At 41.9% G+C, this 13,371-nt stretch carries 10 protein-coding genes and 1 tRNA gene; 6 read left to right on the top strand and 5 right to left on the bottom strand.

Going from position 1 to position 13,371, the window contains the following annotated elements:
- Positions 1-7: 7 nt before the first annotated feature.
- Together hslO and pckA are read left to right on the top strand one after the other, a co-directional pair.
- A complete protein-coding gene (gene hslO, locus FVA69_RS00485) occupies positions 8-880 on the top strand; it encodes an Hsp33 family molecular chaperone HslO (protein ID WP_004263166.1) in 873 nt (290 codons plus the stop codon).
- 203 nt (positions 881-1,083) lie between these two features.
- Positions 1,084-2,703 carry a phosphoenolpyruvate carboxykinase (ATP) gene (gene pckA / locus FVA69_RS00490; RefSeq protein WP_004906570.1) on the top strand — a complete coding sequence of 540 codons (1,620 nt, stop codon included), beginning with the start codon at positions 1,084-1,086 and terminating at the stop codon, positions 2,701-2,703.
- Positions 2,704-2,770: 67 nt separating this feature from the next.
- Here pckA and FVA69_RS00495 read toward each other — a convergent pair whose 3' ends face one another.
- Together FVA69_RS00495 and FVA69_RS00500 are read right to left on the bottom strand one after the other, a co-directional pair.
- Complete coding sequence (locus FVA69_RS00495) at positions 2,771-3,469, bottom strand: pirin family protein (protein ID WP_109913168.1); 699 nt, start codon at positions 3,467-3,469, stop codon at positions 2,771-2,773.
- 496 nt (positions 3,470-3,965) lie between these two features.
- The gene (locus FVA69_RS00500) at positions 3,966-5,168 is read right to left on the bottom strand and encodes an NAD(P)/FAD-dependent oxidoreductase (RefSeq protein ID WP_164528247.1); all 1,203 of its coding nucleotides are present in this window, start codon (positions 5,166-5,168) and stop codon (positions 3,966-3,968) included.
- Positions 5,169-5,543: 375 nt separating this feature from the next.
- Between FVA69_RS00500 and pitA the strand changes: the two genes are divergently transcribed.
- A complete protein-coding gene (gene pitA, locus FVA69_RS00505) occupies positions 5,544-7,034 on the top strand; it encodes an inorganic phosphate transporter PitA (protein ID WP_004906562.1) in 1,491 nt (496 codons plus the stop codon).
- Positions 7,035-7,165: 131 nt separating this feature from the next.
- On the opposite strand, the gene uspB is transcribed toward pitA, so the two are convergent.
- Positions 7,166-7,501: a universal stress protein UspB gene (gene uspB / locus FVA69_RS00510; protein WP_004906561.1), complete on the bottom strand. Its 336-nt coding sequence runs from the start codon at positions 7,499-7,501 to the stop codon at positions 7,166-7,168.
- Positions 7,502-7,951: 450 nt separating this feature from the next.
- On the opposite strand from uspB, the gene uspA reads away from it, so the two are divergent.
- Positions 7,952-8,386: a universal stress protein UspA gene (gene uspA / locus FVA69_RS00515; protein WP_004263149.1), complete on the top strand. Its 435-nt coding sequence runs from the start codon at positions 7,952-7,954 to the stop codon at positions 8,384-8,386.
- Positions 8,387-8,652: 266 nt separating this feature from the next.
- A complete protein-coding gene (gdhA, locus tag FVA69_RS00520) occupies positions 8,653-9,987 on the top strand; it encodes an NADP-specific glutamate dehydrogenase (RefSeq protein ID WP_117162895.1) in 1,335 nt (444 codons plus the stop codon).
- 83 nt (positions 9,988-10,070) lie between these two features.
- On the opposite strand, the gene rsmJ is transcribed toward gdhA, so the two are convergent.
- Complete coding sequence (rsmJ, locus tag FVA69_RS00525) at positions 10,071-10,841, bottom strand: 16S rRNA (guanine(1516)-N(2))-methyltransferase RsmJ (protein WP_109913165.1); 771 nt, start codon at positions 10,839-10,841, stop codon at positions 10,071-10,073.
- Entirely contained in the window at positions 10,834-12,876 is a 2,043-nt protein-coding gene (gene prlC / locus FVA69_RS00530) for an oligopeptidase A (protein WP_109913164.1), read from the bottom strand. Before prlC ends, rsmJ begins: the two co-directional genes overlap by 8 nt.
- Before the next feature lie 309 nt (positions 12,877-13,185).
- Here prlC and FVA69_RS00535 point away from each other — a divergent pair.
- A tRNA-Sec gene (locus FVA69_RS00535) sits at positions 13,186-13,280 on the top strand.
- Positions 13,281-13,371: the final 91 nt, after the last annotated feature.

A 13,371-nucleotide genomic window follows, 5' to 3' on the forward strand; every position in this document is an offset into this window, starting at 1 on the left:
AGATATTATGGCAAACCAAGACTTACTCCACCGTTTTTTATTTGAGCAACATTCCGTTCGTGGGGAAATGATCAGTGTTGATGAAACCTTTGAACATATTTTAGAAAACCATGACTACCCAACAGCGGTGAAAGGTTTGTTAGGTGAGTTACTTGTTGCTACCAGTTTATTGACGGCAACGTTGAAGTTTGATGGTGATATTACTGTCCAAATTCAAGGGGATGGGCCGGTTAATCTGGCGGTTATCAACGGTAATAATTTACAACAGATGCGTGGTGTTGCACGTGTAGATGGCCCTGTTGTGGCTGGTAGCACTCTGAAGCAGATGATTGGTAATGGTTTTATGGTGATTACCATCACACCGAATCAAGGTGAACGTTATCAAGGAATTGTGGCGATCGAAGGGGATTCTATTGAAGAAAGCATTGATGCCTATTTCCGCCAGTCAGAGCAATTGCCAACCCGTTTATTCATTCGTGTGGGTGAAGTAGATGGGAAACCAAGTGCAGGTGGCATGTTGTTGCAAGTTTTACCAGCGGCAAATGAAACAAGCCATGATTTCTTTGACCACTTAGTGCAACTGACAGCCACAATTAAAGGCCAAGAGCTGAGCACATTGGATGTGAAAGAGGTTTTACATCGTCTTTATCATGAAGAAGATGTCACGTTATATGACCCACAATCTGTCGAGTTTCGTTGTACTTGTTCAAGGGAGCGTTGCGAAAGTACATTAGCGACGTTACCGAAGGAAGATGTTATCGATATTTTACACAAAGATGGAAAAATTGATATGGAGTGTGAATTTTGTGGCTCACATTACGTATTTATTGAATCCGATCTTCAAGGGTTAAATAATGAGCTAAATCAGCAACTTCACTGATACGATTTAGCAACCTAATTATGTGACAAGGGTGCAATTCTGCACCCTTTTTTTATAATTTTAAAGCATTATTACGTGCTCTAAGTCTCATTATGAATTAAAAAAAATTATACATTTTCAATTCTTTGATAGCAATCGCTGTTAATTAGTCGTAAAGAATTATGATCATCCGCAGATTAATTATGTTTACCAGGAGCAATATAATGAGCGCTAAAAGCATTACCCTGAAGGAACTTGAAAAGTACGGTATTCATGATGTAGCTGAAGTGGTTTATAACCCAAGTTACGAGCTATTATTCACGGAAGAAACTAAGCCAGGACTTGAAGGTTATGAGCGTGGAACAGTAACCACTTTAGGTGCTGTTGCGGTTGATACAGGTATCTTTACTGGTCGTTCACCAAAAGATAAATATATTGTACGTGATGACGTGACTCGCGATACAGTTTGGTGGGCAGACCAAGGTAAAGGTAAAAACGACAACAAACCGATGTCACAAGAAGTTTGGGCGGATCTCAAACATTTAGTGACTGAACAACTGTCTGGTAAACGTTTGTTTATCATTGATGCATTCTGTGGTGCGAACGCCGACACTCGTCTAAAAGTACGTTTCATCACTGAAGTTGCATGGCAGGCGCATTTCGTTAAAAACATGTTCATTCGCCCATCAGATGAAGAGCTAGTGGGCTTCGAACCTGATTTCATCGTCATGAACGGCGCGAAATGTACTAACCCGAATTGGGAAGCACAAGGTTTGAATTCAGAAAACTTTGTTGCGTTCAACTTAACAGAGCGCATGCAACTGATCGGTGGCTCTTGGTATGGTGGCGAAATGAAGAAAGGTATGTTCTCTATGATGAACTACCTGCTGCCATTAAAAGGCATTGCATCTATGCACTGTTCTGCTAACGTCGGCGAAAAAGGCGATGTCGCCATTTTCTTTGGTTTATCTGGAACAGGTAAAACCACACTTTCTACCGATCCAAAACGTAAGTTAATTGGTGACGATGAACACGGTTGGGATGATGACGGCGTATTCAACTTTGAAGGCGGTTGCTACGCAAAAACGATCAACTTATCTAAAGAAGCTGAGCCAGACATCTATGGCGCTATCAAACGTGATGCGTTATTGGAAAACGTGATGGTGTTGGCAGATGGTACAGTTGATTTCAATGATGGTTCAAAAACGGAAAATACCCGTGTTTCTTATCCAATCTACCACATTGACAACATTGTAAAACCTGTTTCTAAAGCGGGCCATGCAACAAAAGTTATCTTCTTAACCGCAGATGCATTTGGTGTGTTGCCACCTGTTTCTCGTTTAACGCCTGAACAAACGCAGTACCACTTCCTATCAGGCTTTACCGCGAAATTAGCAGGGACAGAGCGTGGTGTGACGGAACCGACTCCGACATTCTCTGCATGTTTTGGCGCTGCATTCTTATCATTGCACCCAACACAATACGCTGAAGTATTAGTTAAACGTATGGAAGCGGCTGGCGCGAAAGCTTACTTAGTGAATACAGGCTGGAACGGTACAGGCAAACGTATCTCCATCAAAGATACTCGTGCCATCATCGATGCTATTTTAAGTGGTGATATCGAAAAAGCGGACATGATTAAACTGCCTGTGTTCGATTTAGAAGTCCCAACAGCATTACCGGGTGTGGATACCAATATCCTTGACCCACGTAATACTTATGCAGACAAAGCGCAGTGGGATGAAAAAGCGCAAGACTTAGCAGAACGTTTCGTGAATAACTTTGATAAGTACACGGACACGCCAGCAGGTGCTGCACTGGTGAAAGCCGGGCCAAAACTGTAATTAGTTTTGTGAATCAATAAATAATAAAGGCTCTACCAATGTAGAGCCTTTTTTGTTGTGAAAATGATTATTCTGCGGATGGTAAGTCAAACAACAGGATTTCACTATCTTCACTTGCTTTGATGGTGAGTGCTGTTTCTTGCCAAATAGCTAAACCATCGCTGGTGGTTGCTTTTTGGCCATTGATTTCCACATTCCCTTTGACGACTTGAATCCATACAACTCGCTTATCAGCGACCGCATGAGTGTGTGTTTCATTTGCAGGTAATGCCCAGCGCCACAGTTCCATATCTTGATAAACTTTTAATGAGCCATCACGTGCATCCGGTGATAGCACCAATTGCTTGCCATCTTTGGAATCGAACCGTTTTTGCTCATAACGTGGCTCAATACCCGTTCTCTCAGGAATGATCCAAATTTGGTACAGGTGTAGCTCTTCTTCATTGCTTGGGTTGTATTCAGAATGACGAATACCCGTACCTGCACTCATAATTTGGAATTCACCCGCAGGGATTTGCTCCATATTGCCCATGCTGTCTTTATGTTCGACAGTCCCATTGAGCACATAGGTCAATATTTCCATATCTTTATGGGGGTGGGTTCCAAACCCTTGGCCCGCAGCAATAAAGTCTTCGTTAATCACTCTCAGTGCAGAAAAGCCCATAAATTGCTCATCATAGTAGCTAGAGAATGAAAAAGTATGCCAACTGTCGAGCCATCCATGGTTTGCATGACCACGTTCGTTTGCTTTGCGTAAATAAATCATCGTGTTCTCTCCTGTACGGATTTCAACCTTGGTTGAACTCGCTCTAAATGTGTTGATGACAGTTTAACCAATTTATACGCAGAGAAAAGTAGCTCCCATTAACCATAGGATCCAAAAAATTTGAATAAGATACGCGGTGATTGCAGAAAATTGTGGTGTGGATAAAAAAATAGCCAGCGCAAGGCTGGCTAAAGTAAACACTGGAAGCAATGTGAGCAATGTCGTACCCCCTGCAAAAGGGTGACTAAGTAACCCTATCGAGGAAGTGATGATAATGATAATAGTTATCACTATCGTTTGTAAAGCATTATTTTTAACCAAAATAATATATCTTATAATTAAAACTGCAATTATATGATTTATATGAAATTAAATATTAACCATTATTTTTCAATGGATTAAGATTTTCTGGGCATCAATACAGGAGGATACTCCTAACAGAACAATTCCGTTAAGCGTCGAGTTAAGACTGAGTATGTTTCCAGTCTTTTTCCTATTATTCAGTGAAAGGGAGAGGCAAGCTTTCCGCACATGCAGCCGCGGAACTCCATGCCCATTGAAAATTATAACCTCCGAGCCAGCCAGTTACATCCATCACCTCACCAATAAAGTACAGGCCAGACACTTTAAGCGATTGCATGGTTTTAGACGATATTTCGTGAGTATCAACGCCACCTAATGTTACTTCAGCTGTGCGGTACCCTTCCGTTCCATTAGGTTGTACCTGCCATTGGTGTAATGTGGTGTGCAACGCTTCAATTTGAGGATGGTTAAGCTGTTTTAGCGCACATTCAGGGATTTGCCCTTGAGCTTGTAATATCTCAATTAGCCGTTTAGGTAGTATTTTTGCTAAGGTATTTTTCAACGATTGATTTGGGTGCTGGTGTTTCTCTGAAGCGATAAAATCATTTACGGCAATATCGGGAAGTAAGTTAATACTTACGTACTCACCAGGGTTCCAGTAGCTGGATATTTGCAAAATGGCTGGACCAGAAAGCCCCCGATGGGTGAATAAAATATTTTCTTTAAATACGGTGCCATTTGCTGCTGTTACCGTTGCAGGGACAGAGATGCCTGAAAGTACCTGCAATGTTTCTAAAAGGGGTTTATGTAAAGTGAAGGGCACCAGTGCTGCTCGTGTTGGAATAATAGTATGCCCAAACTGTTCCGCAAGGCGATAGCCAAAGGGGGTTGCACCTAAACCAGGCATCGATAAGCCGCCGGTTGCAACGACAAGTGAGTGGGTACTTACTTGAGAGCCGTTAATCGTGACTAAAAAACCATCATCTATTTTGTCAACGGCAGTGACCTCACTACGTAACTTAATAGTGATATTAGGTAGGTTACACTCACTTTGCAGCATATCGACGATATCTTGTGCGCTATTATCACAAAAAAGCTGCCCTAAGGTTTTTTCATGATAAGGGATATTATATTTAGCGACTAAGTCAATAAAATCCCACTGTGTATAGCGAGCAAGTGCTGACTTACAAAAGTGCGGGTTCGTAGAAATGTAATTACTGTGCTCTGTATACATATTAGTGAAATTGCAGCGTCCGCCACCGGACATCAATATTTTCCTGCCTAATTTTTTCCCGTTATCAACCACTAGCGTTTTCAAACCGCGTTTGCCAGAGTGTGAGGCACAAAATAAACCTGCTGCGCCAGCACCTAAAATAATAACGTCGAAATTTTTCACAATAAGTGTCTCTATATATGTTTGATTTTAAGCATAATTACATTGATAACTGGGATATTTTACGTCATCTCATCGAGATTGTAATGTAAAGCTTTGAGGAAGAACTGATGAAAACTATACAGGACGTATTATAATTAGAGAAATTCGTCTAAAAAAAGCAAACAACGATTATTTTCTGGAAATATCGTTAAAAAGTTTCAAAAATTCAGAATAAGTTTGATTGCTGCAATTCATTGAAATATATGGGGTAATTGCTATGAGGTACTTTTTTGATGGGTAGTTAAATCAAAAAAAGGTTAGATTTTGCTTCCACCGCCAGCGTTTGTCACTGATAATGCGCCGCGTTCATGTCCAACATATAATGGCTTAACGTCTATGCTACATCTTTTTACAGGTTTAGAATTTCATACAGGTCTATTATTAGTTCTGGCACTGTTGTTTGTGCTGATCTATGAGGCTATAAATGGCTTCCATGACACCGCTAACGCGGTAGCAACGGTTATTTATACCAGAGCAATGCGGGCTCAGTTCGCAGTTGTCATGGCAGGGGTTTTTAACTTTTTTGGTGTCTTGCTGGGAGGGTTGAGCGTTGCATATGCCATTGTCCATCTCTTACCAACAGACCTCTTGCTTAATGTGAGCTCAGCTCACGGCCTTGCAATGGTTTTCTCATTGCTCTTGGCTGCAATTATTTGGAACCTTGGAACTTGGTACTTAGGTATTCCTGCTTCCAGTTCACACACACTTATCGGGGCGATAATCGGGGTGGGTTTAACCAACGCGATTGTGACTGATTCGTCTGTCGTTGATGCCTTGAATATACCGAAAATGATCAGTATTTTCATGTCATTAATTTTGTCTCCCGCTATCGGTTTTGTGATTGCCGGTTTGATGATTTTCTTTTTGCGCCGTTATTGGAGTGGCACAAAGAAACGTCGTCGTATTCACTTAACACCTGCGGAACGTGAGAAAAAAGATGGTAAGCGTAAGCCGCCATTCTGGACCCGTACTGCATTGATTTTGTCAGCAGTTGGGGTGAGTTTCTCCCATGGTGCGAACGATGGTCAGAAAGGCATCGGTCTTATCATGCTGGTGCTAATTGGTGTTGCTCCAGCAGGTTTCGTTATGAATATGAATTCTAACGGTTATGACATCGCAAAAACACATGATGCGGTTGTCCACCTGCAACAATACTATGAAACACATAAACCAGCGTTAAACCATGCAATAGAAAATGCCCCGACCGTTGCAGAAAGTAGTGATGAACCCGGTGGTGAATTCCATTGTGATAGCACACGTACTGGCGCTATTTTAAATCAAGCGCAAACGATGCTTGATGGCATTCAAAGTTATGAAGAGCTGACACCAGACCAACGTAACCACGCACGCCGTTTGCTGATGTGTATCTCTGATACTGCGAATGCGGTTGCAAAATTACCAGAAACCAGTTCCAAAGATGCCAGCTTACTGAAAAAACTCAGTAATGATTTGCTGTATACCGTTGAATATGCACCATTGTGGATCATTATTGCGGTTGCTTTAGCATTATCATTAGGCACCATGTTTGGTTGGCAGCGTGTTGCTGTGACCATTGGTGAGAAAATTGGTAAGAAAGGTATGACTTATGCGCAAGGTGTATCTGCTCAGGTAACTGCGGCAGTCTCTATCGGTGTGGCAAGTTATACTGGTATGCCAGTTTCAACAACGCAGGTTTTATCTTCTGCAGTGGCGGGTACGATGGTTGTCGATGGTGGTGGTGTACAAACAAAAACCATTAAAAGCATTGCGCTAGCATGGTTATTAACTTTACCGGTGTCCATTGTGTTATCCGGCGGTTTATACTGGCTATCGCTGTTGTTTATCTAGTCGCGCTAATTTTGGCTTCATACATGAGTATGGAGCCTTTAACAGTTACATGAACACAGTAATCTACATATACAAAATAGTGATGATCGAAAGGCCATCACTATTTTTTCATTAGAAAGTTACGATCACAGTTAACCTGTTATCAATAAATACGCTAAACTCACGATAACAAGTATGCTGAGCCTGCTTATCATCATGAATTGCTTACGGATTCGCTCACAACGCAAAATAACTTCAGGGTCATAATGTTCAAGGTATTGTTTGTTATTTATGTATCGAACTAACCGGAGTTGTTTGTTTAGCTGGCCGTGTGTAGTAAAAAAACCATTACCATCAACGGATTGATAAAGCAGAGGGTCTGAATCCCTTAAAATAGACAATAGAACACGAACGGAAGAAAAGTACCGCATCATATTTAAGATGCACAAAATGCATAATGCCCAAAACAATGCAATCATACTGAACATAATCCTCTCCTTAGAACCTAGCTCAAGCTCACAGCAATTGTCGCAAAGGAAATACAGCAGAAAAATTATACTTATACTCAGTTATTTTATTGTAGGATAAATTATTGTTTAAAAAAAGTGCAATTAGCGCAAATTTGTGATGACCTTTTGTTTATATTGAAGAAAATAAACCTGAGTTACTGAACTTTAATATCACAGTTTGCTGGGCAACTTTGTTGTTTTACTAAGCTAAAGAGTCTCCATAACTCGAATTTTTTAGGGCAATATATTAATATTGAATGAATGATGTTATTGTTTTATAAAATGTTATATGAAGTGATGATTTTAAGGTTAATCTGCTTAGATGTGATCAAAGCAACACTTAATAATCACAATTAGCAGGTATAGTATTCATAAAGATGTGGTGAAGGCATAACCACCAGATAATCAGCATTCGGAAGGAGTTTACTTATGGCTTACAAACATATTCTCGTTGCGGTAGATTTATCACCTGAAAGTAAAGTATTACTGGATAAGGCTGTCTCTATGGCAAAACCTTACGGGGCCAAAGTATCTATGATCCATGTTGATGTTAACTATTCAGACCTCTATACCGGTCTTATTGATGTCAATCTTGGTGACATGCAGCAACGTATTACTGATGAAACGCGTAATGCTCTGAAAGATTTGTCTGCAGGTGCAGGTTATGAAATTCAAGAAACACTCAGCGGTAGTGGTGATCTAGGCCAAGTACTGGTCGATGCCATCAAAAAATACAATATGGATTTAGTGGTCTGTGGGCACCACCAAGATTTCTGGAGCAAGCTGATGTCGTCTGCTCGCCAACTAATCAATACAGTCCATGTGGATATGTTGATTGTGCCACTAAATGATGATGAAGAATAATCCATATCACGTTGTTTGAAATATTATTCACTAAAAACGCTTGCTTATGCAGGCGTTTTTTTTGTTTCAAAATATGTATTTTGAGGTAGTTATTGGCAGGTCAAGCAATTTATTTTGCTATAGAGTGAAAAAAAACCTTGAATTTAGAATACAAACTAATGATATATTCAATAGGCAAACGCAAATCAACCTCACATTTCCTAAAAATAATGATAAGAAAGAGTGAGGCACATCACAACAACTACATGTTAAAAAGGAAGACATAGATGACACAATCACTATCTTCGTTCTTGGAGTCTGTCCAAAAAAGAGACCCTTCTCAACCTGAATTTTTACAAGCGGTACGTGAAGTATTCACTTCCCTTTGGCCGTTCTTAGAGCAAAATGCGAAGTATCGTGACCAAGCATTACTTGAGCGTTTTGTTGAACCTGAACGTGTGATTCAATTTCGAGTGTGTTGGGTAGACGACCAAGGTAAAGTTCAAGTCAACCGTGCATGGCGTGTACAATTTAGCTCTGCAATCGGCCCATTCAAGGGTGGTATGCGTTTTCATCCATCTGTGAATTTATCCATTCTGAAATTCTTAGGCTTTGAACAAACACTGAAAAATGCCCTGACCACATTGCCAATGGGTGGTGGTAAAGGTGGCTCTGACTTTGATCCTAAAGGTAAAAGCCATGGCGAAGTGATGCGTTTTTGCCAAGCATTGATGACAGAACTTTATCGCCATATTGGTTCTAATACTGACGTCCCTGCGGGGGATATTGGTGTGGGTGGACGTGAAGTGGGCTTTATGACAGGTATGATGAAAAAACTGTCTAATGACACTTCTTGTGTATTCACCGGTAAAGGATTGTCTTTTGGTGGTAGTTTAATTCGCCCTGAAGCAACCGGTTACGGTTTGGTTTATTTCACAAATGCAATGCTAAAACGCCATGGCCTAGGCTTTGAAGGGATGCGTGTAGCAGTTTCCGGTTCAGGTAACGTTGCACAGTACACCATTGAAAAATGTATGGAGCTTGGCGCTAAAGTGGTTACAGCTTCTGATTCAAGCGGTACTGTGGTTGATGAAGAAGGTTTTACAACAGAAAAACTTGCACGTTTGGAAGAAATCAAAAACAACTATGGTCGTATTGAAGAATATGCAAAAGAGTTTGGCTTAACTTACTTAGCGGGCCAGCAACCATGGAATGTGTCTGTCGATATTGCTTTGCCATGTGCAACACAAAATGAGCTGGATGTTGATGCAGCAAAAGTGTTAATCAAAAATGGTGTTAAAGCGGTCGCTGAAGGGGCTAATATGCCAACGACGATCCCTGCAACCGAACTGTTCCTTGAAGCGGGAGTGCTGTTTGCTCCAGGTAAAGCAGCTAATGCAGGTGGTGTGGCAACGTCAGGTCTTGAGATGGCTCAAAATGCGGCTCGTCTAGGTTGGAAAGCAGAAAAAGTTGACGCTCGTCTACACCATATCATGTTGGATATTCACCAGCACTGTGTGGAATTCGGTGGCGAAGAGAAACAAACAAACTATGTTCAAGGTGCTAATATCGCGGGCTTTGTAAAAGTCGCTGATGCAATGCTTGGGCAGGGTGTGTTGTAATTCTCTGACCTCAAAACGTACGCGAAAGGGCGGCTGTATCATACTGATAAATTCACCTGTACATACGCCCTTCGCCGTTACGTTTATTCGTTATTTTTAATGCATGGATAGATATCAAACCGATGGTTTTTAGTGGTAATCGCTGATGGCGCTTTTTGTCCCGCAAGGGGCTCTGCATAGTCAGGGCGCTTAACAACGACTCTACGTTTAGCCAAAGCAATCGCAGGGGCTAATAATGAATCTGCATCATCATCTGCTCCCACCAATGACTGAAATACTCGCATTTCCTTCTTCACTAAAGCACTTTTTTGCCGATGAGGGTACATCGGGTCGAGATAGATAACATCAGGCGCGTGGGTTATTTCACTCAGAGCGGTAATACTGGATGCATGGATCAATGACATTCGCTCTTGTAACCATGGGCCAATTTCTGCATCTTGATAGCCCCGTTGTAAGCCATCGTCTAATAGGGCAGCAACCACAGGGTGACGTTCCAACATGCGGACATGGCAACCGAGAGCGGCGAGAACAAAGGCATCACGCCCTAGGCCAGCAGTGGCATCAACCACATCGGGAATATAATCTTTTTTGATTCCCACAGCTTTGGCGACCGCTTCACCACGACCCCCTCCAAATTTACGGCGATGGGCCATAGCCCCAGAGACGAAGTCGACAAAAATTCCCCCTAATTTAGGTTCATCTAGCTTACGCAGTTGTAAATTTTCAGGCGTAAGCACGACAGCCATAACGGCATCAGGGGTATGAGAAAGCTGCCATTTTTCAGAAAGTTGAGAGAGCGTGCCAGGATCGGCACCCTCTTCACAGATCAACTGGATCGCAATGTCATTAGCCATGGATACCATAGCTCTTTAACATCGCATCGAGTTCTGGTTTGCGGCCACGGAAGCGTTCAAACAGTGCCATTGGCTCTTCAGAACCCCCACGACTTAGGATATTGTCGAGGAAGGACTGACCCGTTTGACGATTAAAGATACCTTCTTCACTGAAGCGTGAGTATGCATCTGCCGCGAGTACATCTGCCCACAAGTAGCTGTAATAACCTGCGGCGTATCCCCCCGCAAAGATATGGCTAAAGGCATGTGGGAAGCGCGACCATTTTGGTGAAGGAACCACTGCGACTTTATCTTTAATTGCATATAACGTTGGCATGACTTGCGCCCCTTTTGCTGGGTCATATTCAGCGTGTAAGGTGAAGTCAAATAGACCAAATTCCAACTGACGCAGAACAAACATAGCTGACTGGTAATTCTTCGCCGCTAACATGCTATTGAGCATTTCTGTTGGTAATGGTTCGCCTGTTTCATAATGGCCAGAAATAAATTCGAGGGCTTCGGGCTCCCAGCACCAGTTTTCCATAAATTGGCTTGGTAGTTCGACGGCATCCCATGGCACACCGTTAATCCCTGCAACATCTGCAACATCAATTTGCGTTAACATATGATGTAAACCATGACCAAATTCGTGGAATAAGGTAGTGACCTCATTATGGGTAAACAGGGCGGGTTTATCACCGAGTGGCTTATTGAAGTTACAAGTTAAGTAAGCGACAGGGTTTTGTAGTGAGCCATCTTTATGCACCATACGACCCACACAATCGTCCATCCAAGCCCCACCACGTTTATGTTCGCGGGCGTAGAGGTCAAGGTAGAAACTACCGCGCAGAGTGTTGGTATCGTCATAGAGTTCGAAGAAACGTACATCTTTATGCCATGTTTCGACGTCATTGCGCTCTTTAGCGGTTAAACCATAGATACGATGAACAACCTCGAATAACCCATTCAGGACGCGCTGTTCAGGGAAATAAGGGCGTAACTGCTCATCATTTAATGAGAATTTATGCTGTTTTTGTTTTTCGCTGTAATAGGCTAAATCCCATGATTCAAGCGTATCGACACCATAATGCTCTTTAGCAAAAGCGGTCAGTTCAGCCAGTTCATTTTCCCCTTGCTGATGAGCTCGGTCGGCTAAATCATTGAGGAAATTCAGCACTTGCTCTGGCGATTCGGCCATTTTGGTCGCTAGGGATTTTTCTGCGTAGTTTTTAAAACCTAATAATTGCGCTAGTTCGTGGCGTAAAGCCATCAGTTCATCAATTAATTCGCTGTTATCCCATTTACCTGCATTTGGGCCTTGGTCAGACGCACGGGTGCTATATGCATGGCTCATCTCACGACGTAATTCTGCGTTGTCAGCATAGGTCATAACAGGTAAATAGCTTGGCATATCAAGAGTGAGTAAGTAGCCTTCTTCACCTTTTGATTCAGCCATGGCTTTTGCTGCAGCAATTGCACTTTCTGGCATACCCGCTAATTCATTTTCGTCTTTAATGAGCTTACTCCAACCCATGGTAGCATCAAGAACGTTATTGCTAAATTTAGACGCTATTTCCGACAAACGTGCGACGATTTCACCGTAACGTTGCTGTTTTTCAGCGGGTAAGCCAATGCCGGATAATTCAAAATCACGTAAGGTATTTTCGATGGATTTACGTTGAGCTTGGCTAAGGGAATTAAATTCAGCCCCTTCTTTTAATGACTTATATGCTTGATATAAAGGCTCATGTTGCCCCATCCAAGTACTGAATTCAGACAATAACGGCAAGCATTTTTCATACTCTTCGCGCAGTTCTGGGCTGTTTTTCACAGAGTGCAAATGACTAACTGGCGACCAAACACGAGAAAGCTTATCGCTGGCTTCTTCTAAAGGTTGGCACAGGTTGTCCCAAGTGTATTGATCCGTTGCACTCAGCAGGTTTTCTACAGTTTGGCGATATTCATTGAGTACATGTTGGACTGCGGGGAAAACATCCGCAGGCTCTATAGTAGAAAAGCGGGGTAGTGCGGAATCGGCTAATAATGAATTTGTCATAAAACATCCTGTGATTGCAGGCTTGTGCTCGTAGGCCAAGGCTTACTGTATTGACAATAAAAGTTAAATGGCGAACTTATACCCAAATAGGGTTAATGTTATGGATCATATAACCAGTACGCCATAGCGAATATAAGAAAGTATATGGGGGCAGATGTACAAACCTCAATATCAATCTAACGTTTTTTCTTATTAACACTTATCAATAAATGGGTTTTTTGTTGGCTTTTATCAATAAAGGCAATAGTTGTAGTTTCAATGCTTTGGAAAATAATGAATTCAGTCTATAATCACTTTCCAATCTATAGAGGAAGATCGTCGTCTCCGGTGAGGCGGCTGGATTTCAAATCCAGTTGGGGCTGCCAGCAGTCCCGGGCAGGTTCGACTCCTGTGATCTTCCGCCACTCAAGTTCAACATACCTCCATTGAAGTCAATTAAACCCTTTAAATTCAACATATAAAAGCAAATCATAGTCAACTCAGTTCAACTGGAAT

Origin of the sequence: Providencia sp. PROV004 (assembly GCF_011045615.1) — a bacterium.
In the GTDB taxonomy this organism is placed as follows: domain Bacteria; phylum Pseudomonadota; class Gammaproteobacteria; order Enterobacterales; family Enterobacteriaceae; genus Providencia; species Providencia rettgeri.